The sequence below is a fragment of the Amycolatopsis azurea DSM 43854 genome (assembly GCF_001995215.1).
GTDB lineage: Bacteria > Actinomycetota > Actinomycetes > Mycobacteriales > Pseudonocardiaceae > Amycolatopsis > Amycolatopsis azurea.
Genome location: NZ_MUXN01000004.1, coordinates 187,585 through 208,174 on the forward strand (window position 1 = coordinate 187,585; position 20,590 = coordinate 208,174).

General features: G+C 68.5%; 19 protein-coding genes. 11 read left to right on the top strand and 8 right to left on the bottom strand.

The features are described 5' to 3' along the window. Nucleotides 1-249: 249 nt before the first annotated feature. The 8 genes from B0293_RS07295 (at nt 250) to B0293_RS07330 (ending at nt 8,169) form a co-directional block, all read left to right on the top strand. Entirely contained in the window at nt 250-1,257 is a 1,008-nt protein-coding gene (locus B0293_RS07295) for an XRE family transcriptional regulator (protein ID WP_039915199.1), read from the top strand. Between the two features lie 119 nt (nt 1,258-1,376). Further along, the gene (locus B0293_RS07300) at nt 1,377-2,117 is read left to right on the top strand and encodes a class I SAM-dependent methyltransferase (protein WP_005150446.1); all 741 of its coding nucleotides are present in this window, start codon (nt 1,377-1,379) and stop codon (nt 2,115-2,117) included. Beyond that, nucleotides 2,098-3,192: a FecCD family ABC transporter permease gene (locus tag B0293_RS07305; protein WP_039915197.1), complete on the top strand. Its 1,095-nt coding sequence runs from the start codon at nt 2,098-2,100 to the stop codon at nt 3,190-3,192. Before B0293_RS07300 ends, B0293_RS07305 begins: the two co-directional genes overlap by 20 nt. Then, on the top strand, nt 3,192-3,980 hold the full coding sequence (locus B0293_RS07310) for an ABC transporter ATP-binding protein (protein WP_005150440.1): 789 nt from the start codon (nt 3,192-3,194) through the stop codon (nt 3,978-3,980). Before B0293_RS07305 ends, B0293_RS07310 begins: the two co-directional genes overlap by 1 nt. Next, complete coding sequence (locus B0293_RS07315) at nt 3,977-4,960, top strand: ABC transporter substrate-binding protein (RefSeq protein WP_005150439.1); 984 nt, start codon at nt 3,977-3,979, stop codon at nt 4,958-4,960. Before B0293_RS07310 ends, B0293_RS07315 begins: the two co-directional genes overlap by 4 nt. Continuing rightward, nucleotides 4,957-6,012: a cysteine synthase family protein gene (locus B0293_RS07320; RefSeq protein WP_039915194.1), complete on the top strand. Its 1,056-nt coding sequence runs from the start codon at nt 4,957-4,959 to the stop codon at nt 6,010-6,012. Before B0293_RS07315 ends, B0293_RS07320 begins: the two co-directional genes overlap by 4 nt. Further along, nucleotides 6,009-7,199, top strand: a complete 1,191-nt coding sequence (locus B0293_RS07325) for an ATP-grasp domain-containing protein (protein ID WP_005150434.1) — start codon at nt 6,009-6,011, stop codon at nt 7,197-7,199. The genes B0293_RS07320 and B0293_RS07325 overlap by 4 nt, the downstream gene beginning before the upstream one ends. 67 nt (nt 7,200-7,266) lie before the next feature. Further along, nucleotides 7,267-8,169, top strand: a complete 903-nt coding sequence (locus B0293_RS07330; protein WP_039915191.1) for an SDR family NAD(P)-dependent oxidoreductase — start codon at nt 7,267-7,269, stop codon at nt 8,167-8,169. Between the two features lie 349 nt (nt 8,170-8,518). On the opposite strand, the gene B0293_RS07335 is transcribed toward B0293_RS07330, so the two are convergent. Both B0293_RS07335 and B0293_RS07340 read right to left on the bottom strand, forming a co-directional pair. Beyond that, complete coding sequence (locus B0293_RS07335; protein WP_039915188.1) at nt 8,519-9,100, bottom strand: hypothetical protein; 582 nt, start codon at nt 9,098-9,100, stop codon at nt 8,519-8,521. A 57-nt stretch (nt 9,101-9,157) separates the two neighbouring features. Next, complete coding sequence (locus tag B0293_RS07340) at nt 9,158-9,775, bottom strand: TetR/AcrR family transcriptional regulator (protein WP_005150427.1); 618 nt, start codon at nt 9,773-9,775, stop codon at nt 9,158-9,160. A 94-nt stretch (nt 9,776-9,869) separates the two neighbouring features. Between B0293_RS07340 and B0293_RS07345 the strand changes: the two genes are divergently transcribed. Then, a complete protein-coding gene (locus B0293_RS07345; RefSeq protein ID WP_039915187.1) occupies nt 9,870-10,574 on the top strand; it encodes an SDR family NAD(P)-dependent oxidoreductase in 705 nt (234 codons plus the stop codon). A gap of 134 nt (nt 10,575-10,708) precedes the next feature. Here the strand turns inward: B0293_RS07345 and B0293_RS07350 are convergent, their stop codons facing one another. Continuing rightward, complete coding sequence (locus B0293_RS07350; protein ID WP_245191812.1) at nt 10,709-11,086, bottom strand: RidA family protein; 378 nt, start codon at nt 11,084-11,086, stop codon at nt 10,709-10,711. 192 nt (nt 11,087-11,278) lie between these two features. Between B0293_RS07350 and B0293_RS07355 the strand changes: the two genes are divergently transcribed. Further along, the gene (locus B0293_RS07355; RefSeq protein WP_245191811.1) at nt 11,279-15,901 is read left to right on the top strand and encodes a DUF11 domain-containing protein; all 4,623 of its coding nucleotides are present in this window, start codon (nt 11,279-11,281) and stop codon (nt 15,899-15,901) included. Between the two features lie 72 nt (nt 15,902-15,973). On the opposite strand, the gene B0293_RS07360 is transcribed toward B0293_RS07355, so the two are convergent. From B0293_RS07360 to B0293_RS07370, 3 genes are read right to left on the bottom strand one after another with little or no spacing between them, the layout of a single operon-like run. Further along, nucleotides 15,974-17,242 (bottom strand): WXG100 family type VII secretion target, encoded by a 1,269-nt coding sequence (locus tag B0293_RS07360; RefSeq protein WP_005150423.1) that lies wholly within the window; start codon nt 17,240-17,242, stop codon nt 15,974-15,976. Beyond that, the gene (locus B0293_RS07365) at nt 17,239-17,571 is read right to left on the bottom strand and encodes a type VII secretion target (protein ID WP_005150421.1); all 333 of its coding nucleotides are present in this window, start codon (nt 17,569-17,571) and stop codon (nt 17,239-17,241) included. The genes B0293_RS07360 and B0293_RS07365 overlap by 4 nt, the downstream gene beginning before the upstream one ends. Further along, nucleotides 17,568-18,188 (bottom strand): YbaB/EbfC family nucleoid-associated protein, encoded by a 621-nt coding sequence (locus B0293_RS07370; protein WP_005150419.1) that lies wholly within the window; start codon nt 18,186-18,188, stop codon nt 17,568-17,570. The genes B0293_RS07365 and B0293_RS07370 overlap by 4 nt, the downstream gene beginning before the upstream one ends. A gap of 290 nt (nt 18,189-18,478) precedes the next feature. On the opposite strand from B0293_RS07370, the gene B0293_RS07375 reads away from it, so the two are divergent. Next, complete coding sequence (locus B0293_RS07375; RefSeq protein ID WP_005150417.1) at nt 18,479-18,958, top strand: GNAT family N-acetyltransferase; 480 nt, start codon at nt 18,479-18,481, stop codon at nt 18,956-18,958. On the opposite strand, the gene B0293_RS07380 is transcribed toward B0293_RS07375, so the two are convergent. Both B0293_RS07380 and B0293_RS07385 read right to left on the bottom strand, forming a co-directional pair. Then, nucleotides 18,955-19,536, bottom strand: coding sequence for a P-loop NTPase family protein (locus B0293_RS07380; RefSeq protein ID WP_005150416.1), 582 nt, complete (start codon nt 19,534-19,536; stop codon nt 18,955-18,957). The two genes, B0293_RS07375 and B0293_RS07380, sit on opposite strands and share 4 nt — an antisense overlap. A gap of 34 nt (nt 19,537-19,570) precedes the next feature. Continuing rightward, a complete protein-coding gene (locus B0293_RS07385) occupies nt 19,571-20,215 on the bottom strand; it encodes an SRPBCC family protein (protein WP_005150415.1) in 645 nt (214 codons plus the stop codon). Between the last annotated feature and the right edge of the window lie 375 nt (nt 20,216-20,590).

Here is a 20,590-nt window from a genome sequence, read left to right on the forward strand (position 1 = left end):
CCGTCAGGTGACGGCAAGCGTCACGGATTCTTCTCGCCTGCTCACTTTTCGGAGCCCGGCATTTTCCGGGCCTCCCCCGGTGTGGTCGGTGTGGGGCCGACTGGGATCAGCCTGACTTCCTGACCAGCGCCTGGGCAACCTTCGGGTAGTTCGGCCTTGTTCGAAATCGTTCGAGTAGCCCGAACAGCAGATTCCGGCGCCGCTGAACGGCGGTATCGCGGCTCAGATCGGCTCAGTCAATCTAGAGCGATGATTGTGGATGAGGGGGGCGACGACGGGGAGTCGCCGACAGCGGTTCGACCACCTGACTCAGTTTCTTCACCGGCTGAGTTCACAGCGGCACTGCGCGTATTGAGAACGTGGTCCGGATTGACTTATCGTCAGTTGGCGGCCCGGTCGAATGAACTCGGGGGAACACTTCCGGCGAGTACGGTGGCGACCACTCTCGGTCGCACCACATTGCCGAAGGAATCGTTCGTCGAGACGTTCACGCGCTCGTGCGGACTCGATGACGAACAAGTACGGAGATGGGTGGAAGCCCGGACCCGGATCGCGATGGGAACGCCACCGCGGCTCGTCGAGGACCTGAGGACGAACATCGTCTCGCCGCCGGAACCCGGACCGGAGCCGGATTCGCGGCGACGACGGCGCTGGCGCGTGCCGGTCGTCGTGGTCGCGGTAGTGACCGTCGTTTTCGCCTCCGTGCTGGGATATCTGGCCCGCTCCTTCGGTGCCTCGACGAAGAACAAGACCGCCGGGGCCGTGGTGCCGGGGCTGGACGTGCGAGAGGTGGGCAGCTGGGCGCAGATCCGCCCCGCGCGCTCTCCCGAGTTCTGCCTCGCCGAAGGGAGGGACCGGACCGAGCTCTACCCCGGCACCATCGTCGCCCAGCAGCTCTGCGGCGGCGCCGACTCGCCACGCGTGTTCCTCGACCCCGTCGGGGAGGAGAACGCCGTGCAGATCCAGTGGCACCATCCGGAGACCGGGGTCGGCTGTCTCACGGTCGTGAACGAGGGGCTGGGGCACGACCTCGTCGAGCCTCGCGACGACTGCGACGACGATGGTCTGGACCAGCAGTTCACCATCGGCCCGGCGGGCACGGCGGAGGCGGGACGGTACGTGATCCGTCCGGTGGGTACGAGCGAATGCCTCGGCCTGCGTGATCTGGACACCGTCGCGGGTACCGAAGTCGTCCGGGAACGCTGCTCCGGCGCTCCCGATCAAGCCTTCTTCATCGACCTGATCCCGCCTCCGTAGCCCGGTCGGAATCCGTACCCGCGTGATCACTCCACGAGAAAGGCGGGAAAGCCGGGAACCGAAGACGATCCTCCGACGACTTGTGGGGCTGAATCGTGCGGCCCGGCGAGCGGAGTGAGATGCACTGGTACGAGGACGACGACCTTTGGGTCGGCTTCGCGGAAGTGATGTTCCCGCCCAGCCGGGCCGAAGAGGCCGAACAGCTGGCGGCCACGTCACCGCTGCTCGAGGTCGCCGACGGCGCGAAAGTGCTGGATCTGGCTTGTGGTCCGGCGATCCACATCGTGCCGTTGGCGAAGAAGGGCGCCGACGTGACCGGCGTCGACCTCAGCCCGGCCATGCTCGAACGCGCGCGCGAGACCTGCGAAAGCGCGGGAGTGGCCGTGAAACTGATCCAGGCCGACATGCTCGAATACGTCGAGCCCGGCGCGTACGACCTGATCATCAACATGTACACGTCGTTCGGCTACTTCACCGAGCCCGGCGACAACCTCACCGTGCTGCGAAACGCCTACGCGAGCCTCGCGCCCGGAGGCAGGCTGCTGATCGACGTCCTCGGCAAGGAGGTGCTCGCCGGCTGGGTCGGCCGCCCGAAGGCGACCGACGTCGACGGCGGGACGGTGTTCATGCGCGACACCATCCTCGACGACTGGACCCGGCTCAAGACCGACTGGACCCTGGTGCGTGACGGTGTCGCGAAGCAGGCGTCGATTCTGTCCTACCTGTACAGCGCCGCGGAACTGAAGGCGCTGTTCGCGTCGGCGGGCTTCACCGGCGTCGAATGCTTCGGCGATTTCGACGGCTCGCCTTACGACAACCACGCGCGCCGCCTGATCGTGCGTGGTGAACGTGCGGTCTGAACCTCTCCGCCTGTTCGCGGAACCGGACGAAGACATCGCCCGCCCGCTGCGGCTCACCGGGCCGGTGTTCCTGCTGTCGGTGGCGCTCGTGGTCTCGCTGATCGCGGGCATCGCGCTCGGCCCGACGGTCGTCACCATCCCGGATGTCCTGCGTTACCTGGGAAAGGCGATCACCGGCGGCACCATCACCGGCGACGAGGTCACCGGGTACTCGATCGTCTGGCAGGTCCGCACTCCGCGGGTGCTGCTGGCGGCCGTGGTCGGCGCGGGGCTCGCGGTGGTCGGGGTCGCCGTGCAGGCCCTGGTGCGCAACGCCTTGGCCGATCCGTTCGTGCTCGGGATCTCTTCGGGCGCTTCGGTCGGCGCCGCCGCCGTCGTGGTGTTCGGCCTGTTCGCCGGGCTCGGTGTGCTGGCGCTGTCGACGGCCGCCTTCCTCGGCGCGCTGGGCGCGACGGCGGTGGTCTACCTTGCCGCGCGCAGCAGATTCGGCCTGACGCCGCTGCGTCTGGTGCTCACCGGGGTCGCGCTCACCTACGCCTTCCAGGCCGTGATGAGCGTGATCGTCTACCTCTCGCCGAACGGCCAGGCCGCGCAGACCGTGCTCTTCTGGCTGCTCGGCAGTCTCGGTGGGGCGAGCTGGGCGTCCTTGCCCCTGGCCGCGGCCGGGGTGGTCGTCGCGATCGCGATCCTGCTGCGCCACGGCACCGCGCTCGACGTCCTGTCCATGGGCGACGAGACCGCGATGAGCCTCGGCACCGACGCGGCCGCGTTGCGCCGCGGGCTGTTCCTGCTCACCGCGGTCGTCACCGGGCTGCTGGTCGCGGTCAGCGGTTCGATCGGATTCGTCGGACTGGTCCTCCCACATGTGGTGCGGATGGTCGCCGGATCGGGACATCGCCGGGTGCTGGCGCTCGCGCCGCTGGTGGGCGCGGTCTTCCTGGTGTGGGTCGATCTGCTCGCCCGGACCCTCGTCGCACCCGAGGAACTGCCGCTCGGGGTGATCACCGCGCTGATCGGCGTCCCGGTGTTCCTCGTCGTGATACGGCGCCGCGGCTACGCGTTCGGAGGCCGCTGATGCTTTCCCTGAACGAAATTTCCGTCGATGTGGCCGGATCGACGCTGGTCCGCGAGCTGCGGCTGGACGTCGGCGCGGGCGAGGTCGTCGGCCTCCTCGGTCCCAACGGCAGCGGCAAGTCGACCGCGCTGCGCTGCGTCTACCGGGCGTTGACCCCGTCCCGCGGCGCCGTCCTGCTCGACGGCACCGACCTCGCCGAGCAGAGCCTGCGCGACACCGCCCGCCGGATCGCCGCACTCACCCAGGACAGCCGGGCGGATCTCGACTTCACCGTCGAAGAGGTCGTCGCGCTCGGCCGGTCACCGCATCAGCGCGGCAACCTCCGGCTCACCGCCCGCGAACGCGCGTTGTGCCGGGAAGCGTTGCGGCGCATGGACATCACCCACCTCGCCCAGCGAAGCGTGCTGACGCTTTCGGGCGGCGAGCGGCAGCGGGTCCTGGTGGCGCGGGCACTGGTCCAGGAACCCGAGGTGCTGGTCCTCGACGAGCCGACCAACCACCTCGACGTCCGGCACCAGGTGGAACTGCTGAAGTTCCTGCGCGACTGCGGGCTCACCGTGCTCGTCGCGCTGCACGACCTCAACCTCGCCGCCGCCGTCTGCCACCGGATCGCGTTGCTGCGCGGCGGATCGCTCGCCGCCTCCGGCACCCCGGCCGAAGTGCTCACGCCGGAGACGGTCCGCGCCGTGTTCGGCGTCGACGTCACCCCGGTCACCCATCCCGTGACCGGTGCGCTCCAGCTGCTCTACGACCTTCCCGCCGACGAAACCGAGGGGATCTCACGATGAAGCCGTCCAGGGTGGCCGCGCTCTTCGCCGTGGCACTGCTCCTGAGCGCCTGCGGTGCCCAGGTCGAGGCCGGACCCGCCGCGCCGGCACAGGCCACGGTGACCAACTGCGGCGCGCAGGTCACCTTCCCGGCGCCGCAGCGTCCGGTGGCCTACGACGTTTCCGGTGCCGAGAAGCTGTTCGCGCTCGGGCTCGCCGGCCGGACGCGCGGCTACGTGATGAATTCGATCGCCGATCCGTCGATCGCCGGTTCACCGTGGAAGGACGACTACGCCAAGGTCGAACGGCTCGGCACCACGCGGATCACCCGCGAAGTCCTGGTCGACGCCAAGGCGGACTGGGTGATCGCGGGCTGGAACTCCGGGTTCAGCGAAGAACGCGGGATCACCCCGAAACTGCTGGAGCAGGTCGGCATCCACAGCTATCTGCACACCGAGACCTGCTGGGAGTACCCCGCCGCGAGGTCGGACGTGACGCCACTGGAGGCGCTCTACATCGACCTGCTCAACCTCGGCGACATCTTCGGCGTGCGCCAGCGGGCCGACGAACTCGTCGCGGAACTCAAGGGACGCTTCGAGAAGGTTCGCGCGGGAGCACCGAAGACCCCGCCCGTCAAGGTGTTCGTCTACGACTCCGAGACCGCTCAGCCCTTCACCTCCGGGAAACACGCCGCCCCCAACGACATCATCGCCGCCGCGGGCGGGGTGAACATCTTCCGGGACCTGGAGGACGGCTGGGGCAACGTCGGCTGGGAAGGGGTGGTGAAGGCCGAACCCGAGGTGATCATCGTGGTGGACTACGCCGATCAGCCCGCGCAGGACAAGATCGCCTTTCTCAAGTCCGCGCCGCAGTTGAAGGACACACCCGCCGTGCGCGACAACCGGTTCCACATCGTCTCCTACGGGGACCTCGTGAGCGGCCCGCGCAACGCCGCGGGCGCCGAATCACTGGCCGCGTACCTGCGCTCGATCGGCCGGTGACCGCCATGTCCGTACCGGTCCACGACCACGTCACCGACGCGATCAAGACCCCGGCGCTGATCCGGTTGACACCGAACGTCGTGCTGCTCCGCTTCGAGACCTTGAAGGTGTACGCGGCGCTCGGCGCGGTCCGGTCGCTGCTCGCGGACGGGACTGTCCGAAAGGGACAGACGCTGGTCGACAGCTCCAGCGGGATCTACGCGCTCGCGCTGGCGATGGCCTGTCACCGCCACGGTCTGCGCTGCCACATCGTCGCTTCCACCACCGTCGATCTCACCCTGCGTTCGCAGCTGGAGATCCTGGGCGCGACGGTGGACCAGATGCCGCCGTCCGACGACCTCCGCCTCGATCAGCGGCGCCGGGTCGCGCGGGTGCACGAACTCCTGGAACGGCATCCGGACATGCACTGGATGCGCCAGTACCACGATCCCGTGCACTACCTGGGATACGGCGAGGTGGCCGGCCTCGTCGCCCGCGCGCTGCCGGCCGGGCCGCTGACCGTCGTCGGCAGTGTGGGCACCGGCGCGTCGACCGGCGGGATCGCGCGGTCGCTGCGCGAACGCGATCCGGACGTCCGGCTGACCGGGGTTCAGCCGTTCGGGAGCGTCACCTTCGGCAGCGAGAGGTTCACCGATCCGGACGCGATCATCGCGGGGATCGGGTCCGCCATCCCGTTCGGTAACGTCGACCACGAGCTTTACGACCGGATCCACTGGCTGGACTTCGTGCACGCCATGGCCGCGACCATCGGGCTGATGCGCGACCACGCCGTCTTCGCCGGGCTTTCCACCGGGGCCGCGTACCTCGTCGCGGGCTGGGAAGCGGCGCGGAATCCGGACCGGACGCACGTCGTGATCGGCGCTGACACCGGACATCGTTACACGGCAAGGGTTTTCGCCCGGCATCGGGAGGCCGTCGACCCGGCGGGGCTCACGCCGCGTGAGATCACCTCACTGGACGACCTCGCCTTGCCGTGGGCGGCGATGGACTGGCGCCGCCGCCGGTTCGGGATACCCGTACAGCCGCTGTACGGGAAGGAGCGCGCGTCGTGACCGTCGTCCTGTTGGAAGCACTCACCTTCGGTCTCGGCAGGCTGGCCGACGCCGCCGCGGAAGCCGGGCGGAAACTGGTGCTGTTCACCGGAAACCGCGACATCTACCGCTACGAACTCGGCGTCCTCGCGCCGGACAGGGTCGAGGTCGTCGACATCGACACCACGGACATCGCGGCCTGCGAAGCCGCGTTGCGTGCGATCCCGGATCTCGCCGGGATCATCAACTCGACCGACACCTGGGCGCTGCCGGGCGCGGAACTCACCGACCGGCTCGGCCTGCCGGGTCCGGACGCGGCGGCCGTCCGCGTCCTGCGGGACAAGGGCGCGGTGCGCGACCTGCTGTACGAAAACGGGCTCACCCGCGGCAGGACGGTGCCCGTCATGGTCGCCGAAGAACTCGGTTTTCCTTTGGTGGTCAAGGACTCTTCGGGAACGTCGTCACGCGGCGTATGGCTCGTCCGTGACGAGGCCGAACTCGAACGGGCCAGGCTGGAGGCGAAGAGTACGCCGCTCAAGGGACACCTGATCGCCGAACCGTATTTCACCGGGCCGCTCTACAGCGCGGAAACCGTCACCTGGCAAGGAAGGACCCGGCTGCTCGGGATCCTCTCCCGCCAGTTGTCGCCCGAACCCGTGCGGCGCGAGGAGGCCGCCGCGTTCCCGGTGGCCTTCCCCGAGGCCGAACTCGCCGGGCTGGACGACTGGATCGGCCGGGTGCTCAAGGCCGCCGGGCACGAACAGGGCTTCTCGCACACCGAATTCGTGCTCACCGCCGACGGCCCAGAGGTCGTCGAGATCAACATCCGGATCGGCGGGGCGATGCTCGGCGAGGCGCTGTGCCGGTCGCTGGGCACCAACGTCTATTCCGCGATGATCTCCATGGCGCTGGGCGAGGAGCCCGCCTTGCTCACCCAGGAGATCGGCGGGGGACCGGGCATCGGGTTCGTCCTGGCTTATCCGGCCACGGAAGGCGTGCTCCAAGGCTGGTCCGGGCTCGACAGGCTGCCCGGTCTGCCCGGCGCGCCCGAGTGGTATCCGACGGCGAGCCCCGGTGACGAGGTCCGGCACCTCACGGATCAGCGGTCCTGCACCGGGATCGTGTTGGCCGAGGGGCCGACGGCGGAACTCGCGCTGCATCGCGCGCTCGCGGCGGCGGGTGGGATCAAGCCGGAGATCGGTTCTTGAGAATCCTCTCAGATGGATAGCACTACTTTCTGTTTTGGAAAGTGAAGCTATCTATCTGGAGGGATCTGTGGGCGAAGCAGTGGGCAGGCGTGCGGTGCTCGGCGGAGCGGCGGCGGCCGGAGTCGCGATGCTGGCGGCGAACACGGCCACGGCGCGGGAGCAGGGGCGGTTCGCGGGCAAGGTCGTGCTCGTCACCGGGGCGACGTCGGGGATCGGCCGGGCGACGGCCATCGCGTTCGCCGCGGCCGGTGCCAAGGTCGGTTTCTGCGGCAGGCGGGAGGAACTCGGCCGCGAGGTCGAACGCGAGATCCGCCGCGCGGGTGGGGAAGCGGCCTACTTCCGCGCGGACGTCCGGATCCCTGAGCAGGTTCAGGCCTTTGTGGACGGTGTCGCCGGCCGGTACGGCAGGCTCGACATCGCGTTCAACAACGCGGGGATCCACCTCGGCAAGCCGCTGCACGAGATCTCCCTCGACGAATGGGAGAACGTGCAGCGCACCAACGCGCGCGGCGTGTTCCTCTCCATCAAGCACGAGGTGCCACATCTGCTGAAGTCGGGCGGCGGGGTGATCATCTGCACCGCGTCCGCGCAGGCCGACCAGACCAGGCCCGGGCACGCCGCCTACACGTCGAGCAAACGCGCCGTTCAAGGGCTGGTGCGCGCGGCGGCGCTGGACTACGGCGCGAAGGGGATCCGGGTGCTGTCGATCGACCCGGGAACGATCGACACCCAGCTGGTGCGGCCGCCGGGTATCCCGGACGACCAGTGGGCGCAGTTCAAAAAGGCGTGGGGACCGCTGAACGTCTACGGCCTGCCGAGGATGGGTGAGGCGACGGACATCGCTTCGGCCGTGCTCGCGCTGGCGTCACCGGATTTCGGCTATCTGACCGGCACTTCCGTGCTCGTCGACGGCGGTTTGAACACCGGGCGGCCGATGACCATGCCACCCGGGTTCACTCCGCCCGGCTGAGCAGGTGCCCTGGGGTCGTGAGTGGCAAGTGTCGTTCTAACGCGACTTGCCACTCACGACCCCCTGGACCGGCTCGGTACCGGCGCGTGCCCGGCTTAGGCGCTGCACACCCGAGTTCGCCGTCCGATCACGTGAGTCTCGTCTTCAATCACGCGAGTTCCGGCTTCGATCACGCGAGTTCGGAGCCTGATCACGCGAGCCACGCCTTCGGCCCGGCCGATGACCATGCCGCCCGGGTTCGCTCCGCCCGGCTGAGCAGGTGCCCTGGGGTCGTGAGTGGCAAGTGTCGTTCTAACGCGACTTGCCACTCACGACCACGTGGACTGGCTCGGTACCGGCGTGTGCCCGCTTAGGCGCCGGGCACGCACTTCTTCGCGGCGGCCACGGCGGCCTTGATCTCCGGGGTGTCCATTTTGACCGACGCGAACGGGTCGGTGGTCTCCGTGAGCGGCTTCTGCGCCGCGTCCAGGGCCTTGAGACCGGCGTCCAGTGCGGACTGGCTCTTGGAGGCGTCCAGCTTCCGCTTCCCTTCCGCCGCCGCGTCCCTCGCGGTCGTGTAACTGTCCACAAGGGACTTCTTCGCCGCGTCTCCGCCGGGGATCGGGGACGCGGGCAGCGCGTTCAGCTCGTCGACGACCTTGCCCGTCAGGTCGGCGCGGACCCCGAGGTTCTCGCTCAACCAGGTGCGCGTCACCTCGACACCGGAACTTTGCTTGCTCGCGTGTTCGTTGTTGGCCTTCACGTATCCGAAGATCGCGCCGCACATCCCATCGAGCCAGGCCACCGTCTTGGCGTCCGGGCCGACAGACGGCGGCGGTGTCGGGGTGACGGTGACCGTCGCGGGCGGCGCCGGGGGAGGCGTCTCACCCGAACAAGCCGTCGTCACGAACAGGGCTCCCACCAGCGCAACGAACAGAACCTTAGTCTTCATAGGACCTTCCCTCCGGGGTGAACACGCTCCGGAGGGGTCCTGGGTTGCCTGCCGGTTTCAGTCGCAGCCGCCCATGATCCCGGCCAGCTCGCCGGGAAGCAGTGGCGGTTCCGGCAGCGGGTTCGCGGCGGGCGCGCGCATCCCGTCGAACAACAGGGCTAGATGGCGGCGCCAGACCTCGGGCCGCACGGTCGCGGTCGCCTCGACCGTGCGCGCGATTCCCCAGGTCACGAAGGCCATGTCCTCCAGGGTGAAGTCCTCGCGCAGGGCGCCGCTCTCCTTGGCGCGTTCGACGACCCGGGTCATGAGTTCGTACCCGCGTTCGAGGTCCTCGGCCTGTGGCGGCCGCGTCGAGGCCAGTTCGTTGTAGCCGCGATCGGCGGCCTGGAGTTCGCAGACCCGTTCGACGAACGACGTCAGCCCGGCCCAGGCGTCGTCGAGGGACAGCGCGTGTTCGGCCAGCTTCGCGACGGTCTCGGTCCGGTCGGCGAACACGGCGCTCACCAGATCCGCGCGCTGGGGGAAGTGGTTGTACAGCGTGCCGATGCTGACGCCGGCGGTCTTGGCGATCTCTTCGAGCGCGACGTCGAGGCCGCGTACGGCGTAGAGCTCCCTGGCGGCCTCGACCAGCAGGTCGCGGTTGCGCTGGGCGTCCTTCCGCAGGGGTTTGGTCATGACCGCATCGTAGTCAAGTTGAAGGTGGCCTCAAGTTGTGTGTACCTTCGAAGAAGTTGAGGACATCCTCAACTTAATCATCCTGGGAGGACACATGACCAGAACGCTCGCGATCTTCGGCGCCGGACCGGTGCTCGGGCTGTCGCTCGCCCGCCGCTTCGGCCGCGAAGGCTTTCGGATCGCCCTCGTCGCGCGCACCACCGAGAACCTCGACGCGCTCGTCGCCGAACTGGACGCCGACGGCATCGAAGCGAGCGGGTTCGTCGCCGACGTCTACGAACCGGCGCAGGTCGAGGCCGCCGTCACCGCCATCGGCCGGATCGACGCGGTCGCGTTCAACCCCGGCGGCGGGACCATGGGCGAGGGGATCGTGCCGGTGCTCGACGTCGATCCGGAGAACCTGCGGCTCGTCCTCGACCAGTTCCTCGTGTCCGCGGTCGCGCTGGTCCGGGCCGTCCTGCCGGACATGACCGAGCGCGGCGACGGCGCGATCCTGTTCACCGCGGGCCAATCCGGCCTGTACCCGGCGCCGTTCCTCGGCAACGTGGGCATGGCGCAGGCCGCGCTGCGGAACTACTTCCACAACCTCAACGCTGTACTCGCGGAGAAGGGCGTCTACGCCGGAGCCGTCAACGTCGGCGCGCTGATCGAGGGCAGCGTGCCGCATCAGGTGCTCACCTCGAGCCCGCTGGACTTCGAACCCGAGGTGATCCACCCGGATGTCTTCGCGGACGCCTTCTGGAAGCTCTACGCGACGCGCGAGTCTCCCGAAGCGCTGGTCGGGTCTTTCGGGAGGTAGAGGGGGAAGGCGCCGGCGGGTGGGGGGTCAAGGGGGTCGTGAGTGGTAAGTGTCGTTAGAACGACACTTACCACTCACGACCAACCCGACCCACTCGGTCCCGGCGCCTTTGCTCGTCCGTCCAGGCGCTCTCGCTACTTCTCGATGGCGTAGGCCTCGATCTCGACCTTCATCTTCGGGTCGAGCAACGCCGTGACCTCGACCATGGTGGCCGCGGGCAGCACGTCGCCGAAGGCCTCGCGATGCGCCCGCGCCACCAGTTCGGCGTCCTTGATGTCGGTGACGTAGGTGACCGTGCGCACCACCGCGGCCAGGCTCGAACCGGCCTCTCGCAGCGCGGTCTCGATGATCGAAAGCACGGCCGACGCCTGTTCGTACGCGTCCCCCGAACGGAACGGCTCACGCGCGGTCGTCCCGGACACATGGATGTGCTCGCCGACGCGTACCGCCCGGCTGTAGCCGAAGATCTGTTCGAAGTCCCCACCGGAGGAGATGTTCACCCGCTCAGTCATGACCCGAACGAAAGCACAGCGGCGGCCCGAGCGGAACCGGTTTCGACTCACCCATGATCGAACACGTTCAGGTGGCGACCCGGCTTTCGAGTTGAGGCTCGCGGTACGGCTTGTAGCGTCGGGCTGAGTTCGCTCGCCACCGGGAGGCTTTCCGTGGTCGTCGCTCAGCGCCGACGTCGTGCACCAAAACCGTTGTCACGCCGGGTTTTGTCGTTCGGCACAGTGCTGGCGGTCCTGTTCGGGACCCTGGTCACGACGGGAACGGCGCAGGCGGCGACGTGGCCGGTGCAGGGCGAGAACGATCCATCGACGTTCGACTGCGATCACCTGTACTACAGCAACTTCCGCTCCGGCATGCAGTTCCGCGCGGGCGCCGAGGGCGCCGCGGAAATCCAGAACACGGTGATCAGCAAGCGCGCGGGCGGAGGCCCGCCGGACTACTGGTCGACGAACATGGCGATGGGCAAGGACCCGGACACCGGCCGGGTCGCCGCGTTCTACTCCAGCTACACCACCGGGAATCTCACGCTCTACAAGCACGTGTCGGGGACGAACACCGTCACCGACGAGATCGCCGCGGGCGAGTCCCGCAAGCTCCCCGCCGGGGTCAACTGGGGTGGGCTCGGCGCCGATCCCGCGTCCGGGATGCTCTACGGCGCGCAGAACGGCGGGGCGCCGGTGCTGTTCGCGATGAATCTCGCCAGTGGCGCGACGAAGACCTACTCCCGCGGATCCACGCTGAAGCCCGTCCCGGCGAACGATCCCGTGTTCACCGGGGGATCGCTCGTCCCCGACCTGTTCGTCGATTCCTCCGGCGGCGTGTACTACGGGATCGTCTACGGCGGCCAGAGCTATATCTACCGCTTCGATCCGGACACCGGCGAGACCACCCAGGCGGTCAAGGTCACCGGTCCCGGATCGTCCAACGGCTTCAACAACTACGGCATGGCCTTCCTGAAGGGGTCGATCTACCTCGGTTACTACGGCGGCGCGCTGTACAAGGTCGATCCGCGCACCGGCGTTTCCCAGCAGGTGCCCGGCGGCAACGCGCACACCAACCAGGTCGGCCGGATCACCTCCGAATCCGGCGGGACCTGGCCCATCACCGACCTGGCCAGCTGCTCGATCGCCCCGGACCTGACGAAACGGCTCGTGGTCGCCAAGAAGGCGGACAGGACCGACGCGAAACCGGGCGACAAGGTCACCTACACCGTCACCGTGGCCAACGAGGGAACGGCGACGGCGCCCGGGACGGTCGTCACCGACGATCTGACCGGAGTGGTGGACGACGCCGCCTACAACGACGACGCGAAGGCCCTGTCCGGCGGCACCGAGCTGGCGAAACCCCGCTACGACGCCGCGGGGAAGCGGCTGACCTGGACCGGGGACGTCGGTCCCGGCGCGACCGTCACGATCACCTATTCGGTGACGATCGGTTCGCCACCGGGCGGCGACAAGAAGCTCGACAACGTCGTGACCGTCCCGGACAGCAACTGCGCCGAAGGCGGGAAAGACCCGGATTGCGCCGCGCAGGTCACCGTGGCGACGTTGAAGATCGTCAAGACCAGCGCGCCGGCGAAGCCCATGCCGGGGCAGAAGATCACCTACACGGTCAAGCTCACCAACGACGGCACGGCCGACTGGGCGGACGCCACCGCCGTCGACGATCTGTCCGATGTGGTCGACGACGCGGCGTACAACGGCGACGCCACCGCGACCGCCGGTCTCGTGACCTACTCCGCGACCGACAAGACCCTGCGCTGGACCGGCGCCGTCGGGAAGGGCGGCACGGTCACGATCACCTATTCGGTGACCGTCGCGAACCCGCCGGGCGGGAACAAGCGGCTGACCAACGCCGTCGTCGGGCCGGACGGCTCCACTTGCCCCGAGGGTTCCACTGATCCGGACTGCGGCACCGACGAGCCGATCAACGCGGTCGTGATCACGAAATCGGCCGCCCCGGACACGGCAAAACCCGGCGACGTCGTGACCTACACCCTGACCGCGCGCACCCTCGACGGATCGGCGGCGACCGGGGTGAAGCTCACCGACGACCTGTCCGGCGTCGTCGACGACGCCACCTACAACGGTGACGCCGTCGCCAAGGCCGACGGGACGCCCACCCCGGCACAACCCGGCTACGACAGCGCGACGACGACGTTGACCTGGACCGGGGACATCCCGGCCGGGAAGACCGTCACGATCACCTATTCGGTGAAGGTCGGCACGCCGCCGGCCGGGGACAAGGTGCTGCGCAACGCGGTCACCGGTCCGGGCGGTTCGACGTGCCCGCCAGGAAGCACCGACCCGGCTTGCGGCACGGTGACCCCGATCGGCGCCCTGGAGATCAAGAAGACCGCGAGCCCGGCCTCGGCCATGCCCGGCGACAAGGTCACCTACACCGTGAGCGTGCGCAACGTCGGCCCGGCGCCCTACCCGGGCGCCTCGTTCACCGACGACCTGACCGGCGTCCTCGACGACGCCACCTGGAACGGCGACGCCTCCGCCACCTCGGGCGGCACCACTTTCGACGAGCCTGGCCGGAAACTCACCTGGACCGGTGACGTCGCCGCGGCGAGCACGGTGACGGTCACCTACTCGGTCACCGTCGGCAAACCGCCCGCCGGGGACCGGCGGCTGACCAACGTCGTCGTCGGACCGGACGGTTCCACCTGCCCGCCCGGCGGGAGTGACCCCGACTGCGCGACCGAAACCCCGCTCGGGTCGCTCGTGCTGGCCAAGACCGCGGCACCGGCCAGTGCGAAGCCGGGCCAGGTCGTCACCTACACCGTGACCGCGAGCAATCCGGGCACCGGCGTCTACCGCGACGCGCGGTTCACCGACGACCTGAGCGGCGCCCTGGACGATGCGACCTACAACAGGGACGCGCGGGCCTCCGCGGGCACCGTCGCGTACGCGGAACCGAAACTGACCTGGACGGCGGACCTTCCGGCGGGCGCCACGGTGACCATCACCTATTCGGTGACCGTGAACAAACCGCCCGCCGGGGACCGGACGCTGCGCAACGCCGTGACCGGCCCCGACGACTCGACCTGCCCGCCCGGCTCGGCGGATCCGGACTGCTCCGCCGTCACCCCGGTCGCCGCCCTGAAGATCGCCAAGACGGCCGAGCCGTCCGCGCCCAGGCCGGGCGAGCGGCTCACTTACACGGTGCGCGTCGAGAACACCGGAACCGCGGCCTATCCGGGAGCACGGCTCAGCGACGACCTGACCGGCGTGCTCGACGACGCGACCTACAACGACGACGCCACGGCGACCGGCGGCACCACCGGCTACGAGGCCCCGGTGGTGACCTGGACCGGCGACGTCGCCGCCGGTGCGACCGTCACCATCACCTATTCCGTCACCGTGAACCGGCCGCCCGGCGGCGACAAGAAGCTCACCAACGCCGTCGTCGGCACCCCGGACGGCAACTGCCCGCCGGATTCTGCCGACCCGGACTGCGGGACGGTCACGCCCGTGCCGTCGCTGAAGATCCGCAAGACGGCCACCCCCGAAGAGGTCAAGACAGGTGACACGGTCACGTACACCGTCACCGTCGAAAACGTCGGCGCGGCAATGGATCCCGCCGCGTCGTTCACCGACGACCTTTCCGGCGTGCTCGACGACGCCACCTACAACGGCGACGCGAAGGCGGACACCGGCACGGTGACCGTCGCCGTCGTGAAGCCGTCCTTGACCTGGACCGGTTCGCTCGCGCCCGGTGACAAGGCCACGATCACCTATTCCGTCGTCGTGACCAACAAGGGCGACAAACGGCTGGTCAACGTGGTCACCGGCACGGGCTCCAACTGCGAAGAGGGTTCCGAAGACCCCGACTGCCGCAACGAACTGCCGACACCGGCGTTGCGCATCACGAAGTCGACCGCTCCGGCCGCGGCCGCGCCGGGTGGCAAGGTCACGTACACGGTGGTCGTGCGCAACACCGGTCAGGCGCCGTATCCCGGTGCTTCGTTCACGGACGATCTGACCAAGGTGCTCGACGACGCGACCTACAACCAGGACGCGAAGGCCACCGCGGGCACCGTCGCCTACACGGAACCGAAACTGACCTGGACGGGCACCGTGGCGGCAGGAGCCTCGGTGACCGTCACCTACTCGGTCACCGTGGCGAAACCCGTGCGCGGGGACCACTTCCTGGACAACGCCGTCACGAGCGACGAGGGCACCAACTGCCCGCCGTCAGGGCAGGCGGATCCCGCCTGTTCGACCCGTACCCCGGTGCTCTCGATGGTCATCGCCAAGTCGGCGTCGCCGTCGGGCAGTGTCGCTCCGGGCGGCAAGGTCACCTACACGCTTTCCATCACCAATACCGGCACCGGTGCCTACGACGACGCCGTCGTGACCGACGACCTGGGCAATGTCCTCAGTGGAGCGACGTACAACGGCGATGCGAAAGCGACGAGCGGATCGGTCGCGCTGACCGGAAAACTGCTGCGCTGGCACGGCAAACTCGCCGTCGGGCAGAAGGTCGTCGTGACGTATTCGGTCACCGCCGGTTCCGGGGAAGGAAAGCTGCGTAACGCGGTCACTTCCACCACGCCCGGCGCCAACTGCCGCGCCCCGGACGAACCCGGCTGCTCGACCGAAACGCCGGTCACCCCAGGCGAACCGCCTGTCGATCCGCCTGGCGATCCGACGCCGCCGGTGGACCCGACGCACCCGGTCCACCCGCCTGGTCCCGGATCGCTGGCCTCGACCGGTTCGCACACCGGTGATCTGCTGGCGCTGGCTTTCGCCGCTTTGCTGGCAGGGGCCTGGATGCTGCGGTACGCACGCCGCCGGGCGCGCTGAGCGTGACGATACGAAAAGCCCGGTGTGAGTGTCCTGTGTGGACACCCGCACCGGGCTTCGGATCCTATCCGGTCACTCGTCGCCCTCCGGCGGCTTCTCGTTCGCGGCAGGTGGGATGCCCTTCGTCAGCTCGACGATGGTCTTCCCGGCCAGGCCCGACGCGCCGTAGGTCGGGTCGCTGAGGACCTTCACCGTCTTCTCGAGCGCGTCCGCGACCTTGGGGAACCTCTTGTGCAGGTCGCCGATCGGGAAGGCGTTCCAGTAGTCGAATTTCGCCATGAGGGCGTCGCGATCCGATTTGGACAGTTTGTCCAGCGGGAGCTTGTCCAGCTCCTTCGTCAGCTTCTCGCGCACGATCCTGAGTGGCATGTCGCCGAGCTTCTCCGGCTTGCCGTCCGGCTTCGGGGGCTTGGCGTCCGGCGTGCTGTCGGCGGGCGGTTTGCCGGGCGGGCCTTCGATCGGCTTCTTGCCGGGGGGCATCGGGTGACCCCCCTTGGGCGGGGGCTTGGGCAGCTTGATCTTACCGCCACCGAGCGTCAGCTTGACGACGTCGTCGGCCGCGCCGCGCGTCTTGACCAGGATCTTGATCATCTCGCCGAGCCGCTTGGCGCAGTCGGCGATCTGCTTGGCGATCTTGGCGATCGCCACGCCGACCGTGGTCATGATGGAGGTGATCGCCGCGATGATCGAACCGCCGAAGGTGACGGGCGCGAGCGCCACCGCCACGATCGCGGCCTTGAGGATGCCCGCCAGGGTCATGGCGATGATGTCGCGGACGATGCCGCGGACGGCGCCGATGATGGCACCGGCGATCCCCATCTGCTTGCCGGCGAGGTTGAGGTAGTCCGACAGCGCGTCGATCTGGGCGCTGACGCCCTCCATGTCGGAGAGGAAGTTGTCGGCCGACTCGCCCTTCCACTTCTCCGCGAGCTTCTTGGTGGCGGTCGCGTGGTCTTCCGACCACTGCTTGACTTCCTTGCCCTCGGCGTAGATCGCCTCTTTGGCCGCCTCGATGCCCTTCGGGTCACCCAGCAGGAAGTCCAGCGGCCAGCGGAAGATGACGATGTGCTCGATCAGCCAGCCGATCCCGGCGGTGAGCAGCGACCCGATCGGGTCGACGACCATGCCGAGGATCTCGATGGCCATGCCCGCCGAGGCCAGGCCGATGCTGAGCTGGTCGCCGGAGTCGACGGCCTTCTTCAGCGCGAAGGCCGAGTCGAAGAAACCCGCGCCCGCGGTGTCGCCACTGCCGGCGAGGAAGTTGTTCTTCTCGTCCTTGAAGTCGTCGGCCTTGGTGCCGCTGCCGTTCCCGAAATCGTTGCGGTGGTACTCGTCGCTCACTTGACCTTCACCTCCTCGATGCCGTCGCCCGCGGCGGTGATCAGCTTCTCGGTTTCCGCCTCGTTGGCGTCGTACTTCTTCGCGGCTTCGCGCACCCTGTCGGAGAACTCCTTGACGTTCTCCGAGTACTTGTTCAGGTGGTCCCGGGCCTTCCCGCAGTGCATGCTCGCGCCGGCGCCGTAGATCTGGCCGCCGAAGATGCCGAAGATGCCGGGGTCCGCCACACAACTGCCCACCATGTCGGCGCTCTTCTTCAGCGCGTCCTCGAGCTTGTCGAGGTGCGTGGCGAACGTCGTCATGTCCTCTGTCTTGACTTCGAATCCGCTCACCAGGGGCTCATTTCATCGTCGTCGGGGCTGGCCGGTCGCCGGGGTCGGGGCGACGCGGGGGGCGGCTGCTGCGCGGGGCGGCCCGGCTGTTGCGGCGGCGGGTAGCCCGGCTGCTGCGGGGGCCGGTAACCCGCCGTTGGGGGCGGTTGCCGGTAGCCCGCGGGCGGCGGCGGCCGGTGTCCGGCCTGCTGACGCGGGTCCTCGTTGTGCGCCTCCGGCGCCCACTTGTCCTGTGCGGACTCGTCCTGGGCGCCTTCCTCTTCCTCCACCTTCGGCAGGAAGGTCCGGACCAGCTGGGCGGCCTCGTCCTCGCCGTTGATCTCGGTGTAGGACTCCGTGACCTTCTCGACCGTCTGGCGCTGCGCCTTCCGCACGGTCTGCATGACGATGGAGGAGAGCTTGGCGGGGCTCATCGAGGTCGCCCGGTTGCCGAACTCGATGGCGCTCAGCGAGCCGTTGGCCTCGACCGTCACCTTCACCGTGCCGTCGGGGGATTCCACCGTGGACGCCGAGGCCGTGAACGCCTCGGACAGGGCTTTGGCCTTCTCTTCGAGTTTCTTGGCCTCTCGCTCCAGAAGAAGGGCGAAGTCCTCACCTGCATCGAAATTGGGTTGCATGCGTCGCCTTGGCTCGGTTCGGATCGGGCACGAATGATGGGGTTCGCGAGAGGTCGGTACTGGCCTCCGAAGACGCCGCGGGAAACACCCCAGCCTTCTCCTCGGGAGGGTAGACCAGTCGTTTCCGGTCCGCAGTGAAGCCCTGCGGACCTTTCGCGATCGGCCGCGAGCTGGTTCGCTCGTATCGGTACCACCGCGCGCGTAGCCGGACAAGCCTCGATGACCAGGGTTTGCCCGAAAGGTCCGTGCGCGTGTCAGATCAGGACGACGTGCGAAGGAAAGGCGGCGTGATGGGAACCGGACCGGTGGTGCGGAACGCCGAACGGGACGACGTCATGCCCATCTGCCGCTTCGGGGAGGAGCACGTCCGCGCCCATTACGCGCCGCTGATCGGCGAGGAGGCCGCTGCCGAGCAGGTCCGGATGTGGTGGCACGAGACGAACATCGCCGGTGCCGTGGCCCGCGGCGCGGTGGTGGTCGCCGACGACGGCGGGCACCTGGCCGGTGTCGGACAACGCGGTCTCGACGGCGAAAGCCACGTGATCTACAAGCTCTACGTGCACCCCCGTCATCGTGGTGGCGGGCTGGGTGTCCGGCTGATGGACGCCCTCATCGGACAGTTACCCGAAGGCGCCGAGCGGGTGTACATCGAGCATTTCGCGGCCAACGAACGGGCCGGTGCGTTCTACGAGCGCGAAGGGTTCACTGTGGACAGGATCGAGCCGAGTTCCAGCGGGGACGTGGTGTGGCGCGTCCGGGAGCTTCGCTAGCGGAGGTTCCGGGCGAGGGGCCCGTCGAGCCAGCGGTCGACCTGACGCTGCCCGCGCAGGCGGACGATGACGAGGTCCGGGTAGCGGTTCTCCGCGATGACCTTGTGTACGCGGGCCCGGATCATCGGGTGGTAGCGCCAGGCGAGCCTGATGATGTGGTCGCGATCGGTGAAGAACGTGTGCAGCGGGCCCTCGACGTTTCCGCCGGCGATCTTCGAGCCGCGCCCGACACGGCGCTTCAGCGTCCGGACGACGGCTCGGGTCATGGTCATGACCCGCGGGTGATCGAGCCAGACCAGCACGTCCAGCCGTGCGGTCAGCCGCTCCCGGACCTCTTCGCCCTGCCACTCGATGGCCCACTCTTCGCCGTCGAGGAACTCCAGGACGTCGGTCTGCCAGGTCTCCCGCACCGTCCACCCCGGACCGTGGAAAAAGGACTCGAACTCGACGAACGGGAGCCCCATGCGCTCGCACAGGGTTCGCGCCAGCGTCGACTTCCCGGATCCGGCGGGACCCGCCACCGCGACCCGCCGGATCCGCCGCCCGGGAAGGGCGTCGTCCGGCCCGATGATCTCCATACCCGGGAGCATAGGGAGTGGCAGGGGGTGGCCCCTACCGGTTTTCAGCGGCCTTCTTGAGGTCCTTCAACCAGATTTCGAGGCCCTGGCCCAGCATTTCGGTGGAGCCCGGCACGTCCTTGTCGACCTGCGGGCCGGTGTGGCTCTCTTCGGTGCGGACGAGGACACCACCCGGGACCTTGACGAAGTTCCAGACGTGGACGCCGTCGATGTGCATGCCGCCGGGGCCGTCGAGAGGTCCGGTCCAGCGGAGGCACTTGCCGGGCTGGAGCTGCCGGACGGTGGACACGATGGTCACGTCGCCGGGCGGGTAGGGCATGCCGGGCGGGACGGGGATGGTCCATCGGAACTGGGAATGCTTGCGCAGCGGGCCGGGGTCCAGGCGTTTCATTTCGACCGGGATGACGGGGTTCTGCCAGGTCGGCCAGGCCTCGACGTCGGTCTGCAGGTCCCAGATGGTGCGCAGCGGCGCCTTGATGAAGGTCTCGGTGCGGTAGTGCACCTTGGCCGTCCGGTCGATGCCTTTGCCTTGGCAGGTAAGCGAAGCAGGCTTCGTGCCGTGCGCGGGAGCGGCGGCCTGGGCGGGCGCGGTGGCGCCGAGGACGCCCGCGAGGGCCAGCGGGACCGTGAGCAAGGCGGCGCGTGCACCGAACCGGCGGCGTGAGGTCTTCGAGTTCATGGCCTTCTCCTTCTGTCGTGTTACTGCATCTCGCTATGGTTAGAACCTATAGCTAAGCTGCGGTGAGCGTCAAGAGGAAACGTGAGAAGGTCTAACCGGAGTGAGGGCGGCGGTGAGGCGTCGGTCCAGGTGGTCGTGAGTGGCGATTCGGGTTAGGGCAAAGCGTGCTCAGGTACCTGCGGTCGCGCGGTCTCGCGTGATCAGATGGACGACACAGGTGATCCAGTGGACGACACATGTGACTGAGTGGACGACACGGGGTGGGACCCAGGCGGCGAGCGTGTCGTCCACTCAGTCACGCGTGTCGTCCGTCTGATCACACGTGCCGTCCACTCAGTCACACGAAAGCCCGGCTCGGTCCGGGTGGTCGTGAGT

What these genes read in the sequence shown, in the direction of transcription:
- B0293_RS07340 (WP_005150427.1), bottom strand. Translation starts at nt 9,775, where the DNA reads ATGACCAAACCCCTGCGGAAGGACGCCCAGCGCAACCGCGACCTGCTG.
- B0293_RS07375 (WP_005150417.1), top strand. Translation starts at nt 18,479, where the DNA reads ATGGGAACCGGACCGGTGGTGCGGAACGCCGAACGGGACGACGTCATG.
- B0293_RS07345 (WP_039915187.1), top strand. Translation starts at nt 9,870, where the DNA reads ATGACCAGAACGCTCGCGATCTTCGGCGCCGGACCGGTGCTCGGGCTG.
- B0293_RS07370 (WP_005150419.1), bottom strand. Translation starts at nt 18,188, where the DNA reads ATGCAACCCAATTTCGATGCAGGTGAGGACTTCGCCCTTCTTCTGGAG.
- B0293_RS07385 (WP_005150415.1), bottom strand. Translation starts at nt 20,215, where the DNA reads ATGAACTCGAAGACCTCACGCCGCCGGTTCGGTGCACGCGCCGCCTTG.
- B0293_RS07300 (WP_005150446.1), top strand. Translation starts at nt 1,377, where the DNA reads ATGCACTGGTACGAGGACGACGACCTTTGGGTCGGCTTCGCGGAAGTG.
- B0293_RS07335 (WP_039915188.1), bottom strand. Translation starts at nt 9,100, where the DNA reads ATGAAGACTAAGGTTCTGTTCGTTGCGCTGGTGGGAGCCCTGTTCGTG.
- B0293_RS07310 (WP_005150440.1), top strand. Translation starts at nt 3,192, where the DNA reads ATGCTTTCCCTGAACGAAATTTCCGTCGATGTGGCCGGATCGACGCTG.
- B0293_RS07350 (WP_245191812.1), bottom strand. Translation starts at nt 11,086, where the DNA reads ATGACTGAGCGGGTGAACATCTCCTCCGGTGGGGACTTCGAACAGATC.
- B0293_RS07315 (WP_005150439.1), top strand. Translation starts at nt 3,977, where the DNA reads ATGAAGCCGTCCAGGGTGGCCGCGCTCTTCGCCGTGGCACTGCTCCTG.
- B0293_RS07295 (WP_039915199.1), top strand. Translation starts at nt 250, where the DNA reads ATGATTGTGGATGAGGGGGGCGACGACGGGGAGTCGCCGACAGCGGTT.
- B0293_RS07380 (WP_005150416.1), bottom strand. Translation starts at nt 19,536, where the DNA reads ATGGAGATCATCGGGCCGGACGACGCCCTTCCCGGGCGGCGGATCCGG.